This window comes from Corynebacterium gottingense (genome assembly GCF_002285125.1).
Taxonomy (GTDB): domain Bacteria; phylum Actinomycetota; class Actinomycetes; order Mycobacteriales; family Mycobacteriaceae; genus Corynebacterium; species Corynebacterium gottingense.
This window is the reverse complement of sequence record NZ_NSGN01000001.1, coordinates 347,967-373,720: the sequence shown is the minus strand read 5'-3', so window position 1 is coordinate 373,720 and position 25,754 is coordinate 347,967. Positions and strand designations below refer to the sequence as shown.

General features: G+C 64.2%; 23 protein-coding genes. 19 read left to right on the top strand and 4 right to left on the bottom strand.

The window, feature by feature from the left end:
- Nucleotides 1-29 precede the first annotated feature (29 nt).
- The 3 genes from ftsY (at nucleotide 30) to CKJ82_RS01770 (ending at nucleotide 7,434) form a co-directional block, all read left to right on the top strand.
- Nucleotides 30-1,619 carry a signal recognition particle-docking protein FtsY gene (ftsY, locus tag CKJ82_RS01780; RefSeq protein ID WP_095536780.1) on the top strand — a complete coding sequence of 530 codons (1,590 nt, stop codon included), beginning with the start codon at nucleotides 30-32 and terminating at the stop codon, nucleotides 1,617-1,619.
- 106 nt (nucleotides 1,620-1,725) lie between these two features.
- Complete coding sequence (gene ffh / locus CKJ82_RS01775) at nucleotides 1,726-3,357, top strand: signal recognition particle protein (RefSeq protein WP_095536779.1); 1,632 nt, start codon at nucleotides 1,726-1,728, stop codon at nucleotides 3,355-3,357.
- Nucleotides 3,358-3,402: 45 nt separating this feature from the next.
- Nucleotides 3,403-7,434, top strand: a complete 4,032-nt coding sequence (locus CKJ82_RS01770) for a hypothetical protein (RefSeq protein ID WP_095536778.1) — start codon at nucleotides 3,403-3,405, stop codon at nucleotides 7,432-7,434.
- A 27-nt stretch (nucleotides 7,435-7,461) separates the two neighbouring features.
- Here the strand turns inward: CKJ82_RS01770 and CKJ82_RS01765 are convergent, their stop codons facing one another.
- A complete protein-coding gene (locus CKJ82_RS01765; protein WP_095536777.1) occupies nucleotides 7,462-9,774 on the bottom strand; it encodes an acyltransferase family protein in 2,313 nt (770 codons plus the stop codon).
- A 358-nt stretch (nucleotides 9,775-10,132) separates the two neighbouring features.
- On the opposite strand from CKJ82_RS01765, the gene rpsP reads away from it, so the two are divergent.
- The 8 genes from rpsP to CKJ82_RS01725 all read left to right on the top strand — a co-directional run bounded on the left by rpsP (nucleotide 10,133) and on the right by CKJ82_RS01725 (nucleotide 17,255).
- On the top strand, nucleotides 10,133-10,651 hold the full coding sequence (gene rpsP, locus CKJ82_RS01760; RefSeq protein WP_095277491.1) for a 30S ribosomal protein S16: 519 nt from the start codon (nucleotides 10,133-10,135) through the stop codon (nucleotides 10,649-10,651).
- Between the two features lie 162 nt (nucleotides 10,652-10,813).
- Nucleotides 10,814-11,314 carry a ribosome maturation factor RimM gene (gene rimM / locus CKJ82_RS01755; protein WP_095536776.1) on the top strand — a complete coding sequence of 167 codons (501 nt, stop codon included), beginning with the start codon at nucleotides 10,814-10,816 and terminating at the stop codon, nucleotides 11,312-11,314.
- Nucleotides 11,307-12,518: a tRNA (guanosine(37)-N1)-methyltransferase TrmD gene (gene trmD / locus CKJ82_RS01750; RefSeq protein WP_205691339.1), complete on the top strand. Its 1,212-nt coding sequence runs from the start codon at nucleotides 11,307-11,309 to the stop codon at nucleotides 12,516-12,518. The genes rimM and trmD overlap by 8 nt, the downstream gene beginning before the upstream one ends.
- Nucleotides 12,515-14,830, top strand: a complete 2,316-nt coding sequence (locus tag CKJ82_RS01745; protein ID WP_095536775.1) for a Tex family protein — start codon at nucleotides 12,515-12,517, stop codon at nucleotides 14,828-14,830. The genes trmD and CKJ82_RS01745 overlap by 4 nt, the downstream gene beginning before the upstream one ends.
- A 113-nt stretch (nucleotides 14,831-14,943) precedes the next feature.
- On the top strand, nucleotides 14,944-15,291 hold the full coding sequence (rplS, locus tag CKJ82_RS01740; RefSeq protein ID WP_095277476.1) for a 50S ribosomal protein L19: 348 nt from the start codon (nucleotides 14,944-14,946) through the stop codon (nucleotides 15,289-15,291).
- 297 nt (nucleotides 15,292-15,588) lie between these two features.
- On the top strand, nucleotides 15,589-16,278 hold the full coding sequence (gene lepB / locus CKJ82_RS01735) for a signal peptidase I (RefSeq protein WP_095536774.1): 690 nt from the start codon (nucleotides 15,589-15,591) through the stop codon (nucleotides 16,276-16,278).
- Nucleotides 16,279-16,293: 15 nt separating this feature from the next.
- Nucleotides 16,294-16,950 (top strand): ribonuclease HII, encoded by a 657-nt coding sequence (locus CKJ82_RS01730; protein ID WP_095536773.1) that lies wholly within the window; start codon nucleotides 16,294-16,296, stop codon nucleotides 16,948-16,950.
- On the top strand, nucleotides 16,947-17,255 hold the full coding sequence (locus CKJ82_RS01725) for a DUF2469 domain-containing protein (protein ID WP_095536772.1): 309 nt from the start codon (nucleotides 16,947-16,949) through the stop codon (nucleotides 17,253-17,255). The genes CKJ82_RS01730 and CKJ82_RS01725 overlap by 4 nt, the downstream gene beginning before the upstream one ends.
- Nucleotides 17,256-17,729: 474 nt before the next feature.
- Here CKJ82_RS01725 and CKJ82_RS01720 read toward each other — a convergent pair whose 3' ends face one another.
- A complete protein-coding gene (locus tag CKJ82_RS01720) occupies nucleotides 17,730-18,809 on the bottom strand; it encodes a GNAT family N-acetyltransferase (RefSeq protein ID WP_095536771.1) in 1,080 nt (359 codons plus the stop codon).
- A 59-nt stretch (nucleotides 18,810-18,868) separates the two neighbouring features.
- Between CKJ82_RS01720 and CKJ82_RS01715 the strand changes: the two genes are divergently transcribed.
- Nucleotides 18,869-19,522: a TetR/AcrR family transcriptional regulator gene (locus tag CKJ82_RS01715; protein ID WP_338063591.1), complete on the top strand. Its 654-nt coding sequence runs from the start codon at nucleotides 18,869-18,871 to the stop codon at nucleotides 19,520-19,522.
- Here CKJ82_RS01715 and CKJ82_RS11905 read toward each other — a convergent pair.
- Both CKJ82_RS11905 and CKJ82_RS11900 read right to left on the bottom strand, forming a co-directional pair.
- Nucleotides 19,519-19,689, bottom strand: coding sequence for a VOC family protein (locus CKJ82_RS11905; protein WP_205691335.1), 171 nt, complete (start codon nucleotides 19,687-19,689; stop codon nucleotides 19,519-19,521). The genes CKJ82_RS01715 and CKJ82_RS11905 overlap by 4 nt on opposite strands.
- Entirely contained in the window at nucleotides 19,686-19,901 is a 216-nt protein-coding gene (locus CKJ82_RS11900; protein WP_205691334.1) for a VOC family protein, read from the bottom strand. Before CKJ82_RS11900 ends, CKJ82_RS11905 begins: the two co-directional genes overlap by 4 nt.
- An 85-nt stretch (nucleotides 19,902-19,986) precedes the next feature.
- On the opposite strand from CKJ82_RS11900, the gene CKJ82_RS12125 reads away from it, so the two are divergent.
- The 7 genes from CKJ82_RS12125 to CKJ82_RS01680 all read left to right on the top strand — a co-directional run bounded on the left by CKJ82_RS12125 (nucleotide 19,987) and on the right by CKJ82_RS01680 (nucleotide 25,739).
- Nucleotides 19,987-20,190: a helix-turn-helix transcriptional regulator gene (locus tag CKJ82_RS12125; protein WP_353959753.1), complete on the top strand. Its 204-nt coding sequence runs from the start codon at nucleotides 19,987-19,989 to the stop codon at nucleotides 20,188-20,190.
- Nucleotides 20,190-20,918 (top strand): helix-turn-helix transcriptional regulator, encoded by a 729-nt coding sequence (locus tag CKJ82_RS01705; protein ID WP_205691321.1) that lies wholly within the window; start codon nucleotides 20,190-20,192, stop codon nucleotides 20,916-20,918. The genes CKJ82_RS12125 and CKJ82_RS01705 overlap by 1 nt, the downstream gene beginning before the upstream one ends.
- 147 nt (nucleotides 20,919-21,065) lie before the next feature.
- Nucleotides 21,066-21,467, top strand: coding sequence for a YraN family protein (locus CKJ82_RS01700; protein WP_095536770.1), 402 nt, complete (start codon nucleotides 21,066-21,068; stop codon nucleotides 21,465-21,467).
- Nucleotides 21,454-23,001, top strand: a complete 1,548-nt coding sequence (locus CKJ82_RS01695; RefSeq protein ID WP_095536769.1) for a YifB family Mg chelatase-like AAA ATPase — start codon at nucleotides 21,454-21,456, stop codon at nucleotides 22,999-23,001. Before CKJ82_RS01700 ends, CKJ82_RS01695 begins: the two co-directional genes overlap by 14 nt.
- Nucleotides 22,998-23,672, top strand: a complete 675-nt coding sequence (locus CKJ82_RS01690; protein WP_095536768.1) for a DNA-processing protein DprA — start codon at nucleotides 22,998-23,000, stop codon at nucleotides 23,670-23,672. The genes CKJ82_RS01695 and CKJ82_RS01690 overlap by 4 nt, the downstream gene beginning before the upstream one ends.
- Nucleotides 23,673-23,706: 34 nt before the next feature.
- Complete coding sequence (locus CKJ82_RS01685) at nucleotides 23,707-25,395, top strand: recombinase family protein (protein ID WP_095536767.1); 1,689 nt, start codon at nucleotides 23,707-23,709, stop codon at nucleotides 25,393-25,395.
- Nucleotides 25,392-25,739, top strand: coding sequence for a hypothetical protein (locus CKJ82_RS01680; protein WP_095536766.1), 348 nt, complete (start codon nucleotides 25,392-25,394; stop codon nucleotides 25,737-25,739). Before CKJ82_RS01685 ends, CKJ82_RS01680 begins: the two co-directional genes overlap by 4 nt.
- The last annotated feature ends 15 nt before the right edge of the window (nucleotides 25,740-25,754 follow it).

Sequence of the window (25,754 nt, the reverse complement as noted above, 5' to 3'; positions counted from 1 at the left end):
CTATGGGTGCCATGGATATGGAACTAGCAATGAACTCGCCACTACTGTGGATCATCGTCGCGATCATCGTCGTTGTCCTCATCATCGTGGGCATCGTCGTGGTCGGGCGCCGCAGGAAAGAAGAAAAGACCGTCTCCTTTGAAAAGACGGAGGAGCCGAAGGAGCTCACCCAGCAGGAGAAATCCGGCAATTACCAGGCCAAGGGTGGTTTCAATTTTGCGCCCGCCGCCGCCCCCGACGCACCTGCGAAGGAGCCGGTCAAGGAGCCAGTGCTTCGCGACGAGCCCGTGGCCCCAGTAGCCAAGGAAGAGCCGAAGGCTGCAGCGGCTCCCATTCCGGAGCCGGTTGAGGAGCCTGTCGCGGAGCCGGTGGAGGATCCGGTTGCGGAGCCGGTTGAGGAGCCCGCACAAAACGAGGCGCCGGTGGAAGCCGCCGACCGCGACACCAGCAATCCCAGCGACTCCAGCGACACCGACGAGACGGTCGTGCTGAACACTGACGAGCCGGAGGCCTCCGAGACCGTCGTGGCCCCGGAGGACGTCGCGCCCACCGAGCAGGAGACCGAAGCCACCGAGGCCGCCGAAGCCGCTGCTGTGACCGCCGAGAGCGCCGGCGCTGCGCGTGAAGCGGGTGCTGAGCCGAGTGATGAGGTGGTCGTCGAGAAGCATGATGCCCCCGCGGAAGAGCTCGACGAGATCGAGCCTGCTGCCGGGCGCATTGGCAAGCTGCGCGGGCGCTTGTCGCGTTCGCAGAACGCGATCGGGCAGGGCTTGCTCGGGATCCTCACTGCCGGCGACCTCGACGAGGACGCGTGGGAGGAGATCGAGGACACGCTGATCATGGCGGACCTCGGCACCAACCTGACCCTGCGTGTCACCGAGAATCTGCGCGAGAAGATCGCGGAGCGCGGCGTGTCCACGGAGGCTGAGGCCCGCGCGATGCTGCGCGAGACGCTCATCGAGGCCGCGCGTCCGGACATGGACCGCTCTATCAAGGCGATGCCGAATGAGGGCAAGCCCGCCGTCATCCTGGTCGCCGGCGTGAACGGCACCGGCAAGACCACCACCACCGGCAAGCTTGCGCGCGTGCTCGTGTCCATGGGCCACTCCGTGGTGCTCGGCGCAGCCGATACGTTCCGCGCCGCCGCTGCCGACCAGCTGGAGACCTGGGGCCGCCGCGTCGGCGCCTCGACCGTGCGCGGTAAGGAGGGCGCGGACCCGGCGTCCGTCGCCTTCGACGCGGTCGCGACCGGCGTGCAGGAGGGCGCGGACGTGGTGCTCATTGACACCGCCGGCCGCCTGCACACCTCCACCGACCTCATGGACCAGCTGGGCAAGGTCAAGCGCGTGGTGGAGAAGAAGAGCAACGTCGACGAGGTGCTGCTCGTGCTCGACGCCACCGTCGGCCAGAACGGTATTGCGCAGGCGCGCGTGTTCCGCGAGGTCGTTGACATCACCGGCGTCGTCTTGACCAAGCTCGACGGTACGGCGAAGGGCGGCATCGTTTTCCAGGTCCAGGAGGAGCTCGGCGTGCCCGTCAAGCTCGTCGGCCTGGGCGAGGGCGCGGACGACCTCGCGCCGTTCGAGGTGGAAAGCTTCGTCGACGCGCTGCTGGGCTAGACCGGCTGAGTTCTGGGCTTTCGCGCCCAGGCACTAGGCTAGAACGAGTTCATTTTTAGCAAGCGCTTTTAGCACGCTTATCGACGAAGCGAACAGGAGTACTGACGTGTTCGAGTCACTGTCCGACCGCCTCCAAGATGCCCTCGGTGGCTTGCGCGGAAAAGGCAAGCTCACCGAGGATGACATTAAGGCGACCACGCGTGAGATTCGCCTCGCCCTGCTCGAGGCGGACGTCTCCCTGACCGTCGTCAAGGCCTTTATCAAGCGGGTGAAGGAGCGCGCGCTCGGTGCGGACGTGTCCGAGGCGCTCAACCCAGCGCAGCAGGTTGTCAAGATCGTTGATGAGGAGCTCACCTCGATCCTCGGCGGGGAGACCCGCCGCCTGAACCTGGCGAAGAATCCGCCGACCGTCATCATGCTCGCGGGCCTCCAGGGCGCGGGTAAGACCACGCTCGCCGGTAAGCTGGCCAACCACCTCTCGAAGCAGGGACACACCCCGATGCTGGTGGCGTGTGATCTGCAGCGACCGGGCGCTGTCCAGCAGCTGCAGATCGTCGGCGAGCGCGCCGGCGTGCAGACCTTTGCGCCGGATCCGGGTACGTCCATCGACTCCTACGAGCACGAGATGGGGTCCTCCCACGGCGACCCGGTCGCGGTGGCGCAGCAGGGCATCGAGCACGCGAAGCAGACCAAGCACGACGTGGTCATTATCGATACCGCGGGTCGCCTGGGCATCGACGAGACGCTGATGACGCAGGCGCGCAACATCCGCGACGCCGTCAACCCGGACGAAGTCCTCTTCGTCATCGACGCGATGATCGGCCAGGACGCGGTGAGCACCGCGCAGGCCTTCGCCGACGGCGTCGACTTCACCGGCGTGGTCCTGACCAAGCTGGATGGCGACGCCCGAGGTGGTGCCGCGCTGTCGATCCGCGAGGTGACCGGCAAGCCGATCCTGTTCGCGTCGACAGGCGAAAAGCTCGACGACTTTGATGTCTTCCACCCGGACCGCATGTCCAGCCGCATCCTCGGCATGGGTGACCTGCTCTCGCTGATCGAGCAGGCCGAGCAGACCTACAACGAGCAAGACGCCGAGGAAGCGGCGTCCAAGCTCGCGTCCGGCGAGCTCACACTCGAGGACTTCCTCAACCAGCTGCTGATGATCCGGCGCATGGGGCCGATTGGCAACCTGCTGAAGATGATGCCGGGCGGCAAGCAGATGAACCAGATGGCCGACATGGTGGACGAGAAGCAGCTCGACCGCATCCAGGCCATCATTCGCGGCATGACGCCGGCGGAGCGCGAGGACCCGAAGATCCTCAATGCTTCACGACGCAAGCGCATCGCCAAGGGCTCCGGTGTCGAGGTCTCCGACGTGAACCAGCTGGTGGAGCGCTTCTTTGAGGCGAAGAAGATGATGGGCAAGATGGCCGGCCAGTTTGGCATGGGCGGTGGCATGCCCGGTATGCCGGGGATGCCAGGTGGCCGCTCGGCAACAAAGAAGAAGCCGAAGGGCCGCAAGGGCAAGAACGGCAAGCGTAAGCCGCCGAAGCGCCGTGGTGGCGGCGGGATGCCAGGGATGCCGGGTATGCCCGGGATGCCAGGTATGGGCGGCGGCATGCCGGATATGAAGGAGCTGAAGAAGCTGCAGGAACAGCTTCCTCCGGGGATGGACGGCATGGACCTGGACAACCTCGACTTCGGTGAAGCGATGAAGCGCATGGGGAAGAAGAAGTAACTCCCGCCCCTGCGGTGTGTGCTATATCACTGTAGGTTGTGTGGTATGGAGTTCCCATTCCACTTCCTGCGAACGAATAGCGTCGTCACGTCCCGCTTCGACCAACTGGCGAAGGTTCTCAAGGGCGTGGATGTTGACGCGCTGCGCCAGATCCCCGATCCAGAGATGGAGGCGTTTGCGCGTGATCTTTCTCGTGGGCTTGGTCAGGACTTCGCGCCGACACGCCTCATCACTGCGTCGGTGAACGGTCTCGATGCACACTCGCTGAATTTCCTCTCTTTCGTGTGTTTGCAGCACGGCGTCTCGGCGTTTATCGGGGAATCGGATCTGTACATCGACGCCAGTGGCGTCTATGGTGCGACCGCCGAAATCTCGGCGGTGACAAACTCGATCGCAACAGTCTGGTGCCAGGTGAGCGAGCACACTCTGGACCGCGCGTTTGAGGATGCCCTTCGAGCGCCGTCCGACATGGACACCTGGGTGCAAGTGCACAACTTCGGCGAGAGCACCGCCGAGTTTGGTGTCCGGATGCGCATGCACCTCCTGGACGACGGCCGTTTCACAATCGTGTGGACCGTTCGTGAGGACGACTCCGATCTTCGAACCCTGTCGGTTGCGACCTACGAGGAAGCTCGCGCCGTCCTGCTCGCGTTTGCGGATCATTGCCCGATCCTCAGTGAGTACGAGTGGACCAACGTCGACTTCGTCCCGTGTCTCTCTACCTGCGACCTCGTGCAGCGCTCCCAGTACCGGCTGCGCCGGTTCGGGGCGATCCGCGACCTGCCGGCAGGCGTCATGGTGCGCCTGCACGACCGGCTCAATTTCTCTTTGGAATTTGGGCGGGACCGCGACGGGCAGTGGCGCGCGACGATGCGCCACGCCTTGAACGGCGGGATGACCCGCACCTTCGATACCGCCGGCGAGCTCCTCGAAATCGCGGAAGCCTATGTCAACAACGAGCTCGGGGCGTTGCTCGAGTACTTCCCGGAGTCGTCTGAAATGGCATTGCCCGCCGCTCTCACCGTGACGGCGATGGTGCTTCCGGAACGCGCGGCGAGGTGGGCGAACTCGTCGATACGCGAGATGCACCGCGTGCGGGACGCGCACAACGGCGCGGAAGCGGGGGCGATGGCTGCATTCATCGCGCAGGTGAATCAGCAGGCGCCGCATACGCTTGCGCTTGAGCGAAGCAGCGTGGAGGCGCGTGCCTTATCGACGATTTCCGTCAGCCGGCGCGGCTCGCTGCGGACCCTCGACCGGCTGGGCAACCTCGCGCAGCGCTACGGGGTGTCGCTGGTGCTTGACGGTGCACATGTGTTGGTCAACCCCTCCGGTGCCACAGCTGGAGGCGACGCGCGGTGCACACTTGAGCTGTTCGACGGCGACAAGTGCGTGAATCGGTGGGCGACGGTGTCACCGGCTGCCTTCATGGAGGCGTTGATGGTGCACTTCAGCCATTGGCAGCTGCGACTGGCCGTCGAGTCGCTCGAGCGTCACGACCAGCGGCTGGTGCTCCTCGCGATCCCTCAGGACGCGGATCATGGCTCGTTTCTGCTGAAGGCCTACGGGCCCGGTTGGAGCATGCGGGCCGTCGCAGGGCTTTCGCAATACGATGTCGCGGTCGTGTTCTTGAACGCCGCGGAGTCTCCGCACGACATTATTGACTCAGTGCATTGGGAATCGGTGCGCACCGCAGACTTGGCCTTGCCGCGGCGTCCGTACATGCTCGGCTCCAACTCCGGTGACTCGACGACGTTGTACAGCGACGAGGCGTTGGCCACCTACCAGGAGGCGTTTGCCGCAGCGGGCGTCGGCGACTGGATCGGAGTGACCGACAACCGTAGCCCCGAGGACTATTGCCGCGTGTTCCGCCACGATGCTCATGGATGGTACCGAGTGGAGTGGGGGTATAACAATGGCGCCGTCGAGCGCGGGCACGTGCTCACCCGCGACCTCGACCGAGCGTACGAAGTCTTCCGGATGTACGTGGAGGATAACCGGGAGCTCATGCGCGCACTTGACTGGAACGTGGGGGACGAAGGGGCGCCAGGCGGGCAACCGTACGGGGCGCCGGAACGCGTGTACGTGCTCCGTCCAACGACCAGCGTGCTCGCACACCACCATCGGCACGTGCAGGAGTTTTTCGCGGACCAGGAGCAGTTCGAGGAACCGGACCCATCGATGGAGGGACTCGCGGGTGCGCTTGCACACCTGCTGGGGCACGACGTGAAGGCGCAGCGCGTGCTCACCATTGATGCGCAGATGGACGATCCCCAGGTGTTGAACCGTGTCGTCGACCTAGCATTTCAGCATCGCGCCCTGGTGTTTCAGTCCGACTCCGGGTTGCTGGTCAACGGATCCGGGGCGGAGATGCACGAGGTCGGCTTCGCGGGCCTTCGCAATAACATCGGCACCCTGTGGCAGCAGGTGTGCGAGCGCACTATTGATGTGGCCTTTGAGGACGCGCTGCGCGTGCCCGACCCCATCGGCGCGTGGGTCGAGGTGTACGCCGAGGGCCCGGAAGCGATGGCTGCACGCCTCGACGCCGACGGCTCGTGGACCCTCCGCTGGCGCCACGTGAACGGGGAAGACTCCGGCGAGTACCGCTTCCTCACCCGCCGGGTGGCCGACTACGCCCAGGCGCGCGAGCTGCTCCTGGCGTTTGCGGATCGGAGTCCGCTGCTCGACCGCCTCGGATGGGGCGAGGCCGCGCCGGCGGACGCCCACTTTGCCACGAGCACTGGGGAGCGCAGCGAGCTCCCTCTGCGTCGGCTTGACGCGGTGCTCAATCTGCCGGAGGGCACACTCGTGCGGCTCCACGACGGCCCAGGTGGCGCCCTGGAATACGGGCGCGCCGGCAACGGCCGATGGGTAGCCACGCTGGAAACCACACCGTTTGCAACTGCGACCCGTGAGTTTTCCAGCGGCGCCGACCTGGTGGCGTTCGTCCACACCTACCTGACGGCGGACGACGCGCAGGCAGAAGCGCTCTTCGGCCAGGACGCCCCGGTTCGAACACGGTCGCTGTGGGACAACGAGCTCACGGAGATCTCTGCCATGATCCTCCCGCAGCGAGCCCAGGCATGGACCGATGCATCGGTCCGGCACTTCCACCGGATGCACGCGGACACCGCCGAGGACGCACCCGCCGAGCTCAAGGCCTTCTTCACCGAGCTGCAGCAAGCGCAGCCGGCACCCGGTGCGATCCGCGGGCGCGCCGGCAACGAGGTCGGGCTTCGCGCGATGACGCGTGCGTGGGTGCCCAAGGCCGCGCTCGGCGGAGTCCTCGCGGACATCGTGCGCCTTGCGCCCCAGTACGGGGTCTCGGTCGTGCTCAACGGGGCGCACGTCTTCTACAACGCCACCGGAGGCGAGGAGACGCAGCTCAGCGGATTGACGCTCGGTGCGAACAACACGATCGTCCAGTTCTGGGTCGACGCCACCGTTCCCGCGTTCGCGCAAGGCCTGCAGCTTTTGTCCCGCGCGGACGAGCTCGTGGTCGCGGCCAGCATTACGCTCGACTCGGGCCGTTCTGAGCCGGACCTGCAGTACTACTGGCTCACCATCCGTGAGGCCCCGGGCGGCTATTCGGCCACGTACGAAATCCCAGGCAGCATTGTGTACTCGGTCGAGGGACTCGCGGAACCGGACGTGCTGCACCTCTACGCCACAATGGCGCGGTCGCCGGCTGCGGTGGTCGAAGCGGCCCAGTGGCACAGCGCCACGCGGGCACCGGACGCACCTTCCCGCTTCCAGATGCAGTCAAACCTCTTCGAGCCCGTGCCGCTCGACCCGGAGAACCTGGACGCGCTGCGCCGGGTGGAGTTGCCCACAAAGGGCGACTTCATCCAGGTAATGGATTCCGCGGTGGAGGGCGACTACGTCCTGGTGATCAATGACAGCGGCGCGCTTCGCAGCCGGTTCGTGGTCGGGTGGGGCCACGACTTCGGGCAGATTGAGAATTTCCAGCGCAAGACGAGCAGCCTCGCCGAGGCCCTCGCGCTCGCCGAGCACTATGTTGCGGGCGATCGCCAGGCGTTTGTGGCGCTCGGGTGGAAGCGTCGCAAAGTGCGCTAACGCCCCGAGCGGGCTGCTTATCGACGCCTACTCGCGTCCCAACATCGGCACCTCCGGTGCCTCCCCGTCGCCGGCGGGGACGTGCGCGTTTGGGTCGGGGAACAGCGGCGGGATGACGTACTCCGTGGGTGGCGCGCCTGCTGCTCCCTCGCCGTCTTGCCCCGGCTCGGGCTGCGTGTAGGCGATGTCCAGCGTGTCAAAGACTCGGCGCAGCTCCTGCCACACCAGCGGCGTCAGCGTGGCCATGTACGCGTTCGAAATGTGGTTCTGGTCGCGGTAGACGTACACATTGCCGATCTGGGGGCGGCACAGTTCGGCGTCGCAGAACCACCCGGCGGTGTCCACACTGAACTGGTTGCGCGAGCCGTCGAGGTACTCGGCAGCCGGGTCGACGGGGGCGTAGACGTCCTTGGTGGCCATGGAGCACTCTTCCTCGGTGTGACCACTGACAACGCAGATGTTCGGGTCCATGATCTCCCCGAAAATGTCGAAGATCCACGGATTGTCGCGGAATCCCAAGAAGGGAAGGTTGTTGGCGGCGAGCTCGTCCCACAGGTTGAGGTAGGAGTCCGGGACGTGGTCCACGGACACCTGGACGTCGCCGGCGTGGCCTTCCGGGCGCGTGGAGGTGGAGACCACCAGATCCGGGTCCAGGTTGACGATCTCGTTGAACGCGTTGACGCTCCACTCCTGGCAGACCTGGGAGACGAGCTCGCCGCTCTCCGCGGCGTCCAGGATGAGCGGGCACGTCTGACGGACGTACGGGATCACCTTGAATCCGTGTTCCTTGCCCAGGCGGTCAAAGGGGATCACGTACGGCTCGATGTGGGAGCCGCCCACCATGACTACCGTCGTGTTCGACTCTGGGTCGCCGTACACGCAGTCGGGGCGCGGCATGGTGTCGGCGTCCTGGTTCTGGAACACCATGCAGCCGTCGGTACCGGCGGGCGGGTAGACACCGGAGATGAGGTTCGGGTCCGGCTGTGGGGGCACGTCAGGAACGTTCGCCCCCGCCAGCGCCAAGGCGCCGGGGTAGAAGGTGTCATTGAGCGGCTTTTCCGCCTCCTGGACCTTCTGGTTCCACAGCGGTTGGATCGTAAAGGTAGCGGCGACCAAGCAGGTGACAATCACGCCACCGACGGCGCGGGCTGCACCGGCGGGGGTGCGGAGTGACCTGCGGGCGTCGAGAAGCGGAGTGTCCGTGGCGGTCGGGCGCTTCCGGTGCTGGCGGAGTGGCTCTTCAAGCAGCTCGTGGGTGACGTGCGCGAGGGCGAGGGACACGATGATGACGATCGTGCCCACCCAGGCCGGCGGGGTGCCAAAGCCGCCGATGACGGTGACGATGATGAGCAGTGGCCAGTGCCAGAGGTACAGCGAGTAGGCGATGCCACCCAGCCAGGTCATCGGCTTAGACGCGAGTACCGTGGAGACCGGGTTGTCGTTGCCGCTGAGGATCACCAGCGCGGCGCCTACGAGGGGGAGCAGCGCGACCGGGCCCGGGAAGGCGAGAGAATTTGCAACCACCGCGCCCGTGATCGTGATGCACACGACGCCAAGCGCCGACGTCAACCAGGCGATGCGCTGCGGGAAGAAGCGCGAGCGCGGGACGAACGCGAGGAGCGCGCCGAGCGAGAGCTCCCAGGCGCGGGAGAACGTGGAGTAGTAGTTCGCGCCGGTGCCGATAAACCCGAAGCGGGACGCCCACGCAAAGGAAGCGACGGTGATGAGTGCGAGCACGATCACGGCGCCGCGGCGAGCGAGCGTGCGTGGCAGCTTGCACTTGGTGATCAAGACAGCGATGAGCGTGCCGAAGAGGATGCCAAAGAGGTAGAACTGGCCTTGGACCGCCATCGACCACAAATGCTGCAGTGGCGACGTGTCCTGGCTGGCGGCCGCGTAGTCCGCGTCCTGCGCCATGAGCTCCCAGTTCTGGTAGTAGAGCATCGACGCGGTGAACTGGGCCGCGAGCTCGTCGCTCATGAGCTCCGGGGTGAGGTAATGCACCGCGATGAGCACCGCCAGAATGACGACGACGAGCGCGGGGACCAACCTACGAATGGTGCGCCAGAGCGGCCACCAAGGATTGAGGTTGGGGTTCGGGCGCAGCGCGTAGCGCAGCTGGCCGCCCAAGAAGAAGTAGCCGGAGAGCAGGAGGAACACGTCCACGCCGCCGGATACGCGGCCGACGAAGACGTGGAAGAGCACGACGAGCGCAATTGCGTATCCGCGAAGGCCGTCGATGTCCACGCGGTAGGACGAGGGGCGCGGGCGGGGGTGCGCGCCAGGAGACTGCTGCGCCTGCCGCGCCGTCTGTGACTGCTGCGCCGTTCCTTCGCCCATAAGCCCGTAAAACCCCTACAACATCATGAAAATTTTGGTACTATCCGGTTCAATTCGCTGAAGACATTACCGGCTCAACCGCCCGATTTGAAAAAACTTGGCCCCGTTGGGCGTGGCACGTCGTTTTGGTGTATGTGCCTCAACCGGGTAATGTGTGTGGGGTTGCCTGGTGGTTTGCCGCCCCAGGGGACAGCACAATCTGCGTACGCGCCGGACCCGTCTGGTCCGCGCCCCGGAAGGTCGGGAGCGCGGCGGTCGGCCGGCCAGTCACGCGCAGGGTAAAGAAGAAGGGTTGAACCGGCTCGCCGACAAGGGGCGGGTGTCTGCACTGCCCAGTGACCGAAAAGGAAGTTTTTTCATGGCTGTCAAGATCAAGCTGCAGCGTGTGGGTAAGATCCGCAACGCTCAGTACCGTGTTGTCATCGCTGACTCCCGCACCCGTCGTGACGGGCGCGTCATCGAGAACATTGGCATCTACCACCCGAAGGAAGAGCCGTCGCTCATCCGCATCGACTCCGAGCGTGCTCAGTACTGGCTGGGCGTCGGCGCGCAGCCGACCGAGCCGGTCCTCGCTCTGCTGAAGGTCACCGGTGACTGGCAGAAGCACAAGGGCGAAGAGGGCGCCGAGGGCACCCTGAAGGTCGCTCCGGAGAAGAAGTCCAAGCTCGAGCTGTTCAACGAGGCGCTCGAGGAGGCCAACAACGGCCCGACCGCCGAGGCCATCACCGAGAAGCGCAAGAAGGCGAAGGAAGAGGAGGAAGCCAAGGCTGCTGCCGAGGCTGAGGCCGCTGCCGCCGCCGAGGCTGCCGAGAAGGCTGAGTCTGAGGAAGCTTCCGAGTCCTCCGAGGAGAAGGCTGAGGAGTCCGAGGAGAACTAAGCGTCTCTCGCATTGCATGAGCCCCCGCTGCGCCACCTGGCGCGCGGGGGTTTGTTCGTTGCTGTGGGGCAGTGTTGACGCGCGCTCGGTGCTCCGGTGAGGGCGTTGGTGCGCAAACCGGCGACTCTGGTCCACTGAACGCCCGTGTTAGGCTTGCTGATTATGCAGCTCAACATAGGAAAGGTCGTGAAATCCCACGGCATCAAAGGCGAGGTCGCCGTCGAGGTCACGACGGATGATCCGGATGTGCACTTCGCCGTCGGTGAGTCCCTGACCGGCAAGCAGGCCGGGAAGGAACAGCAGCTCACCGTCAAGACGATGCGCCCGCACCAGAAGCGGCTCCTGGTCAGCTTCGAGGAGATCCCCGACCGCACCGCTGCCGACAGCCTGCGTGGCATGAAGTTTTACGCCGAACCGCTCGAACACGATGCGGACGAAGACGGCTACTACGACCACGAGCTCACTGGCCTTGAAGTCCGCATGGACGGAGCGCGTATTGGCGAGGTCACCGGCATCATGGACACTCCGAACCGCAAGATCCTCGAAGTGGACTACCAGGGCAGGGAAGTGCTCATCCCCTTCGTCATGGACATCGTCCCGGAGGTGGACCTGGAGCAGGGCTACCTGACCATCACCCCGCCGGAGGGGCTGCTCGATGTCTAGCCACATCCCGCAGCTGCGACTGGACGTCATCACCATTTTCCCCGAATACCTGGAACCGCTGCGCCACGCGCTGTTGGGCAAGGCCATCGAGCAAGGAATCCTGCAGGTCGGCGTGCACAATCTGCGCGACTGGGGGCAGGGAAATCACAAGTCCGTGGACGCCCCGCCACTTGGCGGAGGCCCCGGCATGGTGATGAAGCCGGACGTGTGGGGCCCGGCGCTAGACGCGGTCGCCGCGGGCACCTCCAATACGGATGAGCTCACGACCGCGGCGGCGCACAGGAACGATAAGGTGCGCCACGACCAGCGAAACGACGTCGCCCCGCGGCCGTACGACGCGCGCGACGTCCGCGACGGCGAGGACCCGGACGCCCCGCTGCTGCTCGTGCCCACCCCGGCGGGCACGCCGTTTTCGCAGGCGGATGCCCAGGCGTGGTCGCGCGAGCGCCACATCGTTGTCGCGTGCGGGCGCTACGAGGGCATCGACCAGCGCGTCTTCGAGGACGCAGCAACACGTTACCGCGTTCGCGAGGTGTCCATCGGAGATTACGTGCTCATCGGCGGTGAGGTGGCCACCCTTGTCATCGCAGAGGCCGTGACCCGACTGATCCCCGGCGTGCTGGGCAATACGCAAAGCCACGAGGACGACAGCTTTTCCGACGGGCTGCTCGAGGCCCCCAGCTACACCAAGCCGCGCAGCTGGCGCGGGATTGATGCCCCGGAGGTCCTTTTTTCCGGCGATCACGGCAAGGTGGAGCGGTGGCGTCGGCAAGCATCGCTCTCCCGCACGCAGGCGGTACGCCCGGACCTTGTCGCCCGCGCACGCGAGCGCGACGAGCTCACCGACGAGGACACCTTTTACCTCGATTCCCGCCCAGTGATCACCGGCCTCGATGTCCTCCTCGACCCCCGAAGCTGGTCGAAGGTGCGCAAGCGGTTGCGCCGCGAGCTCGCCAAGGTCGGCTACCGCATTGACAACGCCACGCTCACCGAGCGGAAAGGTCCCGTTTGCTTCGAGCCGTCGATGCTCGAGCAGGTCTACGAGCAGGAGCACGGGCGCGCGCCCGCAGAGCCGCTGTGCCAGCTCGAGATCACCGGGCGCACCACGCTGAGCAACGCTGAGGCGACTAAGGCCGTGGTGGCCGCGCTGCCGCGGGGTACCCAGTGGGTGGGCACGACGCGGTCGCTAGACTCACACGAATGACATCTCTCGCAGCGACCATCGCGACAGAACTCAACGTACAACCATCCCAGGTCGAGGCGGCGCTGAAGCTGCTCGCCGAGGGCAACACGGTCCCGTTCATTGCCCGCTACCGCAAGGAGGCAACGGGCGGCCTCGACGACGCGCAGCTGCGCCACATCGAGGAGCGTCACACGTACCTCGTGGAGCTTGAGGAGCGCAAGCAGGCGGTCATCGAGGCGATCGAGGAGCAGGGCAAGCTCACCGACGAGCTCAAGCGCGCCATCCTCGACGCCGACACGAAGGCCCGCGTGGAGGACCTTTACCTCCCGTACAAGAAGCGCCGCAAGACCAAGGCGGATATTGCGCGCGAGGCAGGCCTTGAGGAGCTCGAGCAGTTGCTTATCGACGCTCCCACGTCCGACCCCGCAATTCTGGCCGAAAAGTTCCTCTGCGAGGGCTTCGAGGACACGAAATCGGCCCTCGACGGGGCCCGCGCAATCCTGGTGGACAGGTTTGCCACCGACGCGGACCTGGTCGGCGAGGTACGCGAGCGCCTCTACACCACAGGCACGATGCGCTCTGGCGTCGTGGAAGGCAAAGAAGCCGAAGGCGCTAAGTTTAAGGACTACTTCGACTTCAACGAGCCGTTCGAATCCCTGCCGTCGCACCGCATCCTGGCGCTGCTGCGCGGCGAGAACGAAGGCGTGCTCACACTGGATCTGGATGCGGGCGACGAGTCCGTCTACGAGGGCATGATCGCCGAGCGCTTCGACCTGCCGGTGAAAGACAGCGAGTGGCTGGCCAAGGCAGTGAAGTGGGGGTGGCGCACGAAACTGCAGGTCTCCGCAAACCTGGATACCCGCGTGCGTTTGAAGGAGAAAGCGGAAGAGGGTGCCCTCGAGATCTTCAAGACGAACCTGCGAGACGTGCTGCTGGCCGCCCCGGCGGGCCAGCGGTCCACCCTCGCCCTGGACCCGGGGTATCGCAACGGCGTGAAGTGCGCGGTCATCGACGGCACCGGCAAGGTCCTCGACACCACGATCGTCTATCCGCACCAGCCGCAGAACCAGTGGCAGCAGGCGGTGCAGACCCTGTCCACGCTCTGCGCGCAACACGGTGTGGAGCTCATCGCGGTGGGCAACGGCACCGCCAGCCGTGAGTCGGAAAAGCTCGCCGGCGAGGTCGCGGATCTTATCGCTCAGGCGGGCGGGCAGCGCCCGACCCCGGTCGTGGTCTCCGAGTCCGGCGCGTCCGTCTACTCTGCGAGCCCGATTGCGGCCGAGGAGTTCCCGGACATGGACGTTTCCCTGCGCTCTGCCGTCTCCATCGCGCGCCGCCTGCAGGACCCGCTCGCGGAGCTGGTGAAGGTCGACCCGAAGTCCATCGGCGTGGGCCAGTACCAGCACGACGTGAACCAGGCCGCGCTCGCCCGCACCCTGGACGCGGTCGTGGAGGACGCGGTGAACTCGGTCGGCGTGGATCTCAACACGGCATCCGCGCCGCTGCTCGAGCGCGTGGCAGGCGTGAGCGCCACTATTGCGAAGAACATCGTTGCCTACCGCGACGAGCACGGCTCCTTCACCTCGCGCAAGGAGCTCGGCAAGGTGCCGCGCCTGGGCCCGAAGGCGTTCGAGCAGTCCGCTGGCTTTTTGCGCGTGCAGGGCGCCGCGAACCCCCTCGACGCGTCGGCGGTGCACCCCGAGGCGTACCCCGTGGTTGAGCGGATTGCCGCGGCGACGGGGCTAGACACCAAGGGGCTCATCGGCAACAGTGCCGTGCTGACCAAGCTCAAGCCCGCCGACTTCGCCGACGAGACCTTCGGCGTGCCCACCGTGACCGACATCATCGCCGAGCTGGATAAGCCGGGCCGCGACCCGCGCCCGGAGTTCAAGACGGCCACGTTTAAGGAAGGCGTGAACAAGGTCAGCGACTTGACCCCGGGCATGATCCTCGAGGGCACCGTGACCAACGTCGCCGCGTTTGGCGCGTTCGTTGACGTCGGGGTGCACCAGGACGGCCTGGTCCACGTCTCCGCGATGAGCAAGCAGTTCGTCTCGGACCCGCACGACGTGGTGCGCTCCGGCGAGGTAGTCAAGGTGAAGGTCATGGAGGTCGACGTTGAGCGTCAGCGCATCGGCCTGAGCTTGAGGCTTGACGACGAACCCGGGCAGGACCCCAAGCGCGGCGGCGGCAAGCCCGCCGGAAAGCCCGGCGGCAAGCAGCAGCGGGGCGGGAAGCAGCGACGCGGTGGGAGGGGGCGCGGTGGCGTCGATAAGCGGGCCCAAGGCGGGTCGATGGCGGACGCGCTGAAGCGAGCGGGATTTGGTAAATGACCCGGGCTTATGTAAGCTTTTTCGAGTTGTTGTAGGCGACATGAACCAGCCGAGCGCCCGTTTGGGAGAAGCCGCTAGGGTCCTCTGTCCTTAAACGTAAAGGATTGCTTCATATGAGCAACGGCATTATTGATCTTGTAGACGCAGGTCAGCTGCGCGATGACATCCCGGACTTCCGCGCCGGCGACACGCTTGACGTGCACGTGAAGGTGATCGAGGGTTCGGTGACCCGTACCCAGGTCTTCACTGGCTTCGTTGTGCGTCGCCAGGGTGGCGGCATCCGCGAGACCTTCACCGTGCGTAAGGTCTCCTTCGGTATCGGCGTTGAGCGTACCTTCCCGGTACACTCCCCGAACATTGAGAAGATCGAGGTCGTTCGCAAGGGTGACGTTCGCCGTGCGAAGCTGTACTACATGCGCGACCTGCGCGGTAAGGCAGCTCGTATTAAGGAGCGTCGCTAAGCTGCGACTCCGACGCCCCGCACACCGACACAATTCGGTGCGCGGGGCGTTTTGCATTTTGTTGGTGGGACGCACGGCGCTGCTAGAGTATGCGAGGTGACCAACGTGAACGGACAGCCAAGCGGCTCAACGCCTGAGCCGGAGTACCCCCGCGACACCACAGTGCCTGCAGTGCCCGCAGCTCCCGCTGCACAGCCTCGGCAAGACGCGGCTGCTACGCCGCAGCGCGACGCAGCACAGGCGGAGTCTGCCGGGCAGACTGCTGAGAACGGGGCCAGTGAAAAGGCCTCCAAGGAGATGCCGTGGTACATCGAAATCCCGATGGTGATCGCGCTGACGCTGGTATTCATCTTCCTCATCCAGACCTTCATCGGGCGGCTGTATGTGATTCCGTCCGGCTCAATGGAGCCCACCCTGCACGGCGAGAACGGGTCGGGGGACCGCATCTTCGTGGAGAAGCTCACCTACGCCTTCAACGACCCTGAGCCGGGTGATGTGATCGTGTTCAAGGGCACCGATTCTTGGAATACCGGCTTTTCCACCAACCGTTCGGACAACACCGTCGTGCGTGGCATCCAGGAGGTCGGCTCCTGGGTGGGCCTGGTACCGAAGGACGAAAACACCCTGGTCAAGCGCATCATCGCCGAGGGTGGGCAGACGGTTTCGTGCCAAGAGGGAGACACAGCCGTGATGGTCGACGGCGCACCGATTCAGCAGGATTACACCTTGTCTCCGCCGTTTTATCCGGTGGACCCTTCCTCTGGCTCTGAGGCCTGCGGTGGACCCTACTTCGGGCCAGTTGAGGTGCCGGAGGACCACTACTTCATGATGGGCGATAACCGCACCAACTCTTCCGACTCGCGCTACCACATGGGTGACGGGCTAGAGGGCACGATCCCGCGCGAGAACATCCGCGGCAAAGTGCTTGGCATTGTCTTCCCGCTCAACCGCTTTGGTGGGGTGGAAAGCATGGACATCCAGCAGTAGGACGGTCCACCGCGCATGACTCGCGTTCGCAGGCTCAAACAGCTGCGCACCTACGAGGTAGCCCTGGATAAAGCAGGGTTCGGGCCGGTCGCGGGGGTGGACGAGGCGGGACGGGGCGCATGCTTCGGCCCGATCACCATTGCTGCGTGCGTGCTTCCGCCGGCACCGCTGCGCCAGCTCGAAGGCCTCACCGACTCGAAGAAGTTGACTGCCCGGCGCCGGGAGTCGTTGTTCGATCCGATCCGCCATCACAGCCTTGCCTACGCCATCGTGCACATTTCCGCCGCGGAGATTGATCGTCGCGGCATTCAGGCTGCGAACCTCGACGGAGCCCGGCGAGCGATCGCGCGGCTTCAGGTACGGCCCGGCTACGTGCTCATGGACGGCTTCCGCGTCCCGGGCCTGACCGTTCCGCAGCTGCCCGTGGTGGGCGGGGATGCCGCTGCTCGCTGTATTGCCGCGGCTAGCGTGCTGGCAAAGGTGAGCAGGGACCGGCTGATTACCCAGATGGCACAGGACTTTCCCGGCTATGGGTTGGAGGGGCACAAGGGGTACGGGACGAAGGTCCACATGGATGCGGTGCGCCGCCACGGTGCAACGTGTGAGCACCGTTATAGTTATGCCAACGTCAAACAGGCGCACGAGGTTTACGAAAAAGGGGTGCTTGCATGAGCGCTGAGGAACTGGACAATTACGAGGCCGAAGTTGAGCTCTCGCTGTACCGCGAGTACAGGGATGTGGCCAGCCAGTTCTCCTACGTCGTTGAGACTGACCGCCGCTTCTACCTGGCCAACGCGGTAGAGCTGATCCCGCACGCTGAGGGCAAGGATGTCTACTACGAGGTCCGCATGTCCGACTGCTGGGTGTGGGACATGTACCGCGCAGTGCGTTTCGTCCGCTACGTCCGAGTAATCACGTACAAGGACGTCAACATTGAGGAGCTGGACAAGCCGGATCTGACATTCCCGGACCGCTAGATTTTTCACTCCATACGCACAGGGATTTCTGCAGCGCCTGGCCGACTTTTCGGCCGGGCGTTGTGCTTTTCCTCCCAACTATTTTTCCCTGTGAGGGAACCTGGGCCCCTTTTTCGGAGTCTAACTAGACCCGGTGACCATCAGGTAAGCCGGAACCACCAGCACTAGAAGACGGATAACAAGGAATCCCTACAGTGACCGCCAGGAACCCAACGAACCCGACGTGTCATACCCGGCCTAGCAGGTGCGCTGAGATCAGACCATGCGTTGCTTCCAAAGACGAGCAGAATCGTCAAAAGGAAGCAGCGTTTGGAATCATCAACACGGCAGCGATCTCGACTTCTTGACCACAGTGCGGGCACTTGGCATGCCCATCAGTGAGCGGTGTGACGGGGCGCGCGCGTTGCCGATACGTCGTCAGAGCGCGGTAGATTTGAGAGCCGCGTACAAGGAGCATGAAAGTCAGACTCCCGATCATTGGCGCATGTGCTCGGAGGCAAGTCGCGCGTAGATGAGGGTGTCGGTCCATTCGCCCTTGCTGAACCAGTCCTGGACGTGATGTGCTTCGAGCCGGAACCCGACACGACGAGCGAGTGCTGCCGAGGCGCTGTTGCGAGCATCCATCTGCGCGGTGACGCGGTGGAGCTTGTAGTGGTCGAACCCGAGGGCGAGTACTGCTCGGACTGCTTCGCTGGCGAAACCTTGCCCACCGTGCGCCGGGTCGAGAACCCACCCGATCTCGCCTTGACGGTGCTCGTGATCGGTGAGCCAGAGGGCGACGTCTCCGATCGCGACGCCGCCATGCTCTATGACCAGCGCAAGCGCACCAGTCTCGCCATCGATGCTGGTCTTCGCTAGCCGCTCGGCGAGTTTTTTGCGCGTGACTTCCGCGGTCCATGGCTCGTCCAACAGGTAGCGGGCAACGTCGGGTCGCGAGTACAGCTCGTGAAGCCATTCGGCATCGTCGGCGTTATGCGGACGGAGATGGAGTCGCTCCGTCACCAATGGCCACTGGGCGGTGGGCTTGAGATCGCGCCGGTAGTGGAACAACTCCTCCTGCTGTCCTGCGGGCGTGGTCCCGACGGCTCGCTCGACCTCACGGAACCCTGCGTTCGTCAAGCACCTCTGGGAGGCCTTGTTCTCCAGGAGCGTGCGTGCTGTCAAGGTTCGCAGTCCACTGTTGCGTGCGAAGCGCGATGCCAACTCCAGGCCCCGACGAGCGTGCCCTGCTCCCCGCGCATCCGGATGAATCCAGAACCCGACCTCGGCAACCTCGGAGCTGACATCGAAGATCACCAAGGAGCCCACAAACCGGTCCGTCTCGGCATCGACAAGCGCGAGGACTGCCAGCGTGCCGGCCGACAGACCCTCAGCAACCTCGTCACGGATCATCCGTCGCACGGACTCTGGGGTGTAGTCGGACTCGGGTAGGTGGCCGAAGCGCCGCACAGCTTCATCCTTGGTGCCGGCTGCATACGCGTCTGCATCCAGCTCAGAGAGGGGGCGTAGGCGAGTGTTCTCAAAGGTGATCGGGAGGGTGGTGGAATCCAGCATGCACTAAACCTAACATAGATTGGATAGCTAACTGAAGCGTGTTTGGTTAGGTTGGTGGGGTGAGCTACTGGGAACACCGCAAACCTGTGCAACGCCTCCGCGCAGTGGACATCGTCGAGGTTGCGAGGGCATCGGTAAGGCTGCTGGACGAAGGCGGGTTGAGGGCCCTCACCCTGCGATCTGTGGCGCAACAGGTGGGTGTCGCTCCAGCCAGCCTGTACTCCCGCGTCGAATCCGTCGACGATCTGTTTGACCTCGCCCTCGACACAGCGCTTGCAGACGATGCCGTGATGTCCGAGTCGATCCGCAACGCCGACCTGCCTGCCCTGATGGACGCCTTCTTCACGCACCTCACGACCCACCGGTGGGCCGGTCAGGTCATCGGTATGCGCGCTCCCAGGGGCCCGGCGTACCTGGCCCTTTCCGAGCGGATGTGCGTCCTGCTCGAACAAGCGGGTGCCCCGGATCCGCTGGGAACTGCCTACCGATTGTCCAACCTGGTGATCGGCGCCTCCCTGACCGCTCCTATGGCAGCCGACGAGAAGCGCGTCGCCATCGACCCTGAGCAGGCTCCCACCTATGCGCGACTCCACGCGACGCACCACATCAGCCCGCAGGAGATACTTGCCGACGGAATCAGCGCTCTCCTCGCCTCGCCCTCCAAACCGAGTGCGCTTTGGGCCTCAGCGGGGGAATGTCAGCAAGACCCCTAAAGGTTGGTGGTGTCGGTGGCGCAGACGCGGAGGCGGTATCCATCGGGGTCGGAGGCGACGAAGGTGTAGCCGAGCTCCAGGGTGGTGGGTTCCAGCGCGATGGGGAAGTCAAGTGTTGTCCAGTCTTGGTAGAGCTGGTCGACCTCATCGTCGGGGGCGTAGCTCATGGATAGTTCGACGCTGCCGGGTGTGCCGGTGGCGGCGGGGTCGATCTGGTCGCGGGTCTGGATTCAGATGGTGACGTCCTCGGTGAGGCTAACACTGCGAAGTCGTCGAAGGTCTCGATGGGCTCCTTGTTCAGGGCTTGGCGGTAGAAGGTGGTGCTGGCCTCGACGTCGGTGACGTAGAGGATCACGCTGGTGGGTGCGAAGTCTGTCATGGCGGTTCTCCTTGTGGGCCCCATGGGGGCAGTCTGGTTGCTTGGATCACGACGTTAAGGGGATAGATGACGTCTTCTGTCATGTATGCGTGCGAGGGTTGGGGCCATGCGGGCGGATCGGTTGTTGGCGATGATCTGGCTGCTGCGTACCCATGGCGGGCTCTCGACGGCAGAGCTGGCGCAGTGGCTGGAGGTGTCGCGTCGTAACGTGCCGCGAGATGTGGAAGCCCTTTCGGCTGCTGGAGTGCCGGTGTACTGCGAGCGCGGCCCCACGGCGGGGTCCGCCTAATGCCGGGCTACCGCACTGATGTCACAGCGCTATCCGAGGACGAGAGCCACGCGTTGTTCGCTGCGATCTCGTCGTGGGGCCCGGATTCGATTGGGCTGGGTGATGCGTTAGCCTCGGAGGTGCGCAAGCTGCTGGCTGCGGTTCTCGAGGCGCATCGTGGTCAGAGTCTGGAGGTTGCGTCGCGGATCGTGGTTGATCCGCACGGCTGGTTGCCGCAACCTGGTGCGCTGCAACCTGGGGAGGCCTTCGTAACCGTCCAAGGAGGCGTGTTCGCCCGTCAGCGGTTGCGGTTGACGTATCGTTCACGCCAAGCCGTACGTGTGCAGGAGCTGGTGGTGGAGCCGCATGGTCTGGTGTCGGCCGGCAGCGACTGGTATCTGTGCGCCAGCGCCGAGCAAACAGTGCGTTATTTCAAGGCAGTCCGTATCGAGCACGCCGCCCTGTTGGCTGAACCGTGCTCAGGGCCCGAGCTGGATGTGGCCCAAGCATGGCGGGATCACCGCGCCAGGTTCCTCGACCAGTTCACTCCTGTCAGTGTTGATGCCTGGCTCCGCGCGCATCGGTGGGACGACGCGCGCGAGTGGAGTATCTGCACCAGCCCAACGGACGTGCCCGTGCTTGTAGCGCATCTCATGACTGAAGTGGTGGACCTTCACGTTGCAAGCCAGGAATCCCGATTCAACGAGCACTTTCCCGCCGTAGCCGGAGGTAAGACCGGGAATCCATAGCTCAAGAAGCACGCATTTTGTCGCTTAACCCTGCTTTTCCACCCAACTATTTTTCCCTGTGAGGGAACCGAGGCCCCTTTTTCGGAGTCTAACTAGATAGGGGAGCGCACACGCGCTCCGGACAATCGAGTGACTTTGGGAGGGGCAATGCACCACTACACACACGTGGCGGACACACCGTTCGCCGACCAGTACGAGCTCGGCTACGCCGGGGAGGCCAGCGCGATCGCCTGGTATGAGGACGCCGGCTATCTGCTCATCGAGCACCGCGCGCGGTGCAAATCTGGTGAGCTCGACATTGTGATGCTCGCGCCTGATGGGGCAATCGTCTGCATCGAGGTGAAAACACGTCGCGGCGCGGCGTTCGGGGCCGCGGAGGCGGTGACGTCGAAGAAGCTCGCGACGATGCGGCGCTGCGCTGCGGAGTGGCTTGGGCGCAATGTGCACGAGGGCCACAGGGAAGTGCGCTTTGACGTTGTGGAAGCGCTTTTCGACGGCACCGGGTTCGCCCTCCAGCGTTTCGAGGGGGCCGAAGATGGCGCTTGCTAGTACACAAACCGCGACCGTGGAGGGTGTGCACGCGCACCCCGTGACGGTGGAGGCCAACGTTGGCCCTGGCCTGCCGGGGATGCACATGGTTGGCCTGGGCGATGCGGCGGTCAAGGAATCGCGGGAGCGCATCCGCACGGCAATTGCCAACGCATCGCTGTCGTGGCCGCGCACGAAGATTATGGTCTCCCTTTCGCCCGCGCACCTGCCAAAGGCCGGCTCGCACTTTGATCTGCCGGTTGCGGTCGCGGTGCTGGGCAGCCTTGACCCGCGTGCGCAGCGCCGTCTGCGCTCGACCATGCTTGTGGGCGAACTCGCCCTCGACGCTTCGCTGCGACGTGTCGAGGCAATTTTGCCGATGTTGTTGCAGGCGCGTCTGCGCCCAGACATCGAGACCATCGTCATTCCCCGCGCCAATGCGCGCGAGGCCGCACTCCTCGGCGACCCCAGGATTGTGATGGCCGATTCGTTGAGCCAGGTGTGGAGCTGGCTTATCGACGGCCCGTTGCTGGAACCTGTCGACCCACACGCCATAGACTCCACGGGACCGTCTGACACAGAAGCAGTAGGAGCTTCAGCCGCCCCAGACTTTCGCGACATTGCCGGACAAGCTCACGAGCGCGCAGCCTTCGAGGTCGCCGCAGCAGGTGGCCACCACGTGATGATGGTGGGCCCACCTGGATCTGGTAAATCCATGCTCGCCGAGCGGCTTCCCTCCATCCTGCCGCCACTGAACCAGCACGAGCGCATCGAATGCACCTCGCTACACCAAGCCGCAGGCATCGCCCGCGGCGAGGTGGTGACGGGCCGGCCGTTTATCGCCCCGCACCCCTCACTGACCAAAGCCATGCTGCTCGGCGGGGGACCGCACACACCGCTGCCCGGCGCGGTCAGCCAGGCACATCACGGCGTGCTGTTTTTGGACGAGGCATCTGAGATCCCGGCTCGCGTGCTCGATACGCTACGTATCCCGCTCGAGCAGCACGAGGTCCGCCTGACCCGAGGCAAGCGGACCGTGGTCTTCCCCGCACAATTCCAGCTCATCCTGGCTGCGAATCCGTGCCCGTGTGGGCGAGAGCCGGAGCAGTGCCGTTGCCACCCAAGCGAGCGGGCGCGGCACCTGGCAAACATTTCTGGTCCGCTGCGAGATCGGTTGGACGTCTTTGTCCGAACCACAGCTGCATCAGCCGTGCTCAGCCCGCAGGACGCGGAGCCGAGCGCGGTGATTGCGCAACGTGTCGCCCAGGCGCGCGAACGCGCGGCGCACCGCTGGCGCAACGCTGGGTGCAGTGCACGGACGAACACGAAGGTGGCTTCCACACTGATCCGCCGCGAATTCCCCGCCGACGAGACCGGCATGGTCTTCCTTGCCAACCGTCTCAGCCACGGCGAGCTGACGCAGCGCGGGGTAGATAAGGTGCTCAAACTCGCCTGGACGCTCGCGGACCTTGAGGAAGCACCCGTCCCCGACATTGACCACGTCGCGCGAGCGTGTGAGATGCACGCTCCACAACCTGAGGAGCACGCAGCATGAGCAAACTGGAATCCTGGGCCTACCTGTCACGCGTCATCGAGGGCCCATCAACGCACCTGCAGGAAATGCTGCGCGCCGGGCGCGACGCCGATGAAATTGCTCGAGGGGTGCGTACCCGAGCCTCGTGGCTTGGCCCGCTACGTGCAACGACCGAGCGACGCTACGACTGGGATCGACCCGCTGAAGACCTGAAGCAGGCCCACTCGCTGGGCTACGCATTGCTCACCCCCGATTCGCCTGGGTGGCCGACCGCGCAGGTCCATGACTCGTTTGTACGAGGAGCCTACGCAAGCCGGGAAAATATGGAGACCGCTATTGCCGACGGTGCCGCGCCACACGCCCTGTGGGTGCGGGGCTCGACCAACCTGGCTGAGCTCTTCGACCAGTCGGTGGCATTTGTGGGCACACGGGCCGCGACCACGTACGGCCACCAGGCCACCCAAAACCTTGTGACGGCGGTGGCAAAGCACCGCTACACGGTGGTCTCCGGTGGCGCTATCGGCATTGATACTGTCGCGCACGAGGCAGCACTCGCCGCGCGCACCCCGACGGTGGTGGTGGCAGCATGCGGCCCAGGTGTGACGTATCCGCGACGCAACGAGCGGCTTTTTGACCGCATTGTTGCCGCTGACGGCGCGCTTATCACCGAGTACTCACCTACAAGATTTTGATACCGGCTATAATTCCAAGAGTTAGGAGGATCTTGTGAGTAAACGGCCAGCTAGAGCAGTGATCGTAACGCGCCTATCGCGCGAGGTGGAAAACTCTACGTCGATAGAACGCCAGGAACAATACTGCCGGGAGAAGTGTGAAGCCGAGGGGTGGGAGGTTGTCGGCGTAGCCCGGGACGTGAACGTGTCCGCCGGAGGACGTAACCCGTGGCAACGCGCCGGGCTGTCTGAGTGGATAGGCAAACACAAGGGTGATCCTGGACGTTCGCGCGAGTTCGACGTGCTCGTGTTCTGGCGGATGGACAGGCTAGTTCGTTCTGTCACTCAGCTGTGGGAGCTGTTGATTTGGGCCGGAGAAAACGGGGTGACACTCGTTTCCGCCACCGAACAGATGTTTGACACCACTAAGGCTGAGGGCAAACTCATGATTTCAATGGTGGGTGCTTTCGCGGAGCTGGAGCTTGAAGCTATCAGAGAGCGCACACGGGCCGACCAGCGCCACAGAATCAACTCGGGGCACTATCGCGGGAGTCTTCCACCGTGGGGTTATCGCCCGGTGCAAAACGAACAGGGCAATTGGGTGCTAGAGCCTGATCCGGAACAAACTAAGACTATCGACCGGGTAGTTCACGCGCTGCTACACGAAAATAAGTCTGTCACTGCGGTATGCAAAGAACTTAACGCCGACGGGGTGCCCACAGTCAGGGATCTAAACCACAAGCGCAATGGTAGGCCTATGCGGGGGCTGTTTTGGTCTACGTCAGCCCTAATAAGAATGTTGGAAAAGCCAACCCTGCTAGGCCTTGTCACCGCCCAGGACGAGATTCTGGACGCGCACAACAGGCCCGCTAGGGACGCTAAGGGGAGCCGGACATACGAGAATGAGCACCTAGTCCTAGGCCCGGATAATCGACCGCTACAACGGGCTGAGCCGGTTATGTCACGCGAGGATTTTGACGCTATTCAAAAGCTCTTAAGCACCCGTAGCGGGGGAAACGGTACTACTGGTGCTGGTGATTCACTGTTGTTGGGCGTGCTGTTCTGTGGGGTGTGCGGGAGAAAGGCCTACCACTACAAGAGAGAAAAACAGGGTAGGCAGAACGTCTACCGCTGCCAAACAGTGGCATCGACGGTACCAGTGTGCTCTGACAAGCAGGTTACGGTTAACGCTGGGTGGATCGAGGGGGTTGTTACGGACACATTCTTAGGACTGTTCGGGGACAGTGTTCGCACTGTCCGTGTGTGGCAGGAGGGTAACGACGTGTCCACCGAGATAGAAGAACTGCACGACAGTATGGACGCGGTGGCAGGGGTGCTAGCCCGCCAGCGCCCGGGATCTGCGGCGTTCAACAGCCTAACTACTCAGATTGAAGAGATTCAGGCCCGGTTAGACGAACTAGAGCAGGTTGAGACTGTGCCGTCGGGTTGGCGGTGGATACCGACGGATCAGACGGTGGCACAGTGGTGGGAAAACGCCAGCAACAAAGAACGCAACAAGTACCTCATTGACAGCGGAGTACACGTCGAGTTCGAGCACGCCGGAGCGAAACAGCGCGGGATCAAACCGGCGGTAAGAGTCACTTTCGAGGACTACGCCGGTATCCTAGAGCAGCTAACGCCAGGCATCCCAGCAGCCCGAGTAGCTGACGTACTGGCAGAGGTACCCGAGGGAACCACCGTTCACATCGACAGCGCCGGTGCTCACCTAGAGGAGCGCGAATGATAGCCTACGAGCGCCTTAACGGGGCCGACGGCGTGCTGGTGGTACGAGACACCGCCACGGGCCGGACAGAGCGCCTGAACGGCCTTATCAAGGCCAACGAGTGGACAGCACGCTTGTTATTCACGTACGACAGCCTGGTTATCGAGGTGTGGGGCGGACCTAGCGTGCTACCGGGCACGGTGGAGCACGACAGCTTTACAACCATCGGAGAAGCAGCAGCAGAGCTGGGGACCACCACCAAAGATCTTGTGGAGCGAATGATTAGCGACGGCTTATTTATCAACCTTGACGGCCATCTTATCGCCAGCCCGCACCCGGACATACAAAAAACACCCCGCCACTAGGCAGGGTGCAAACAG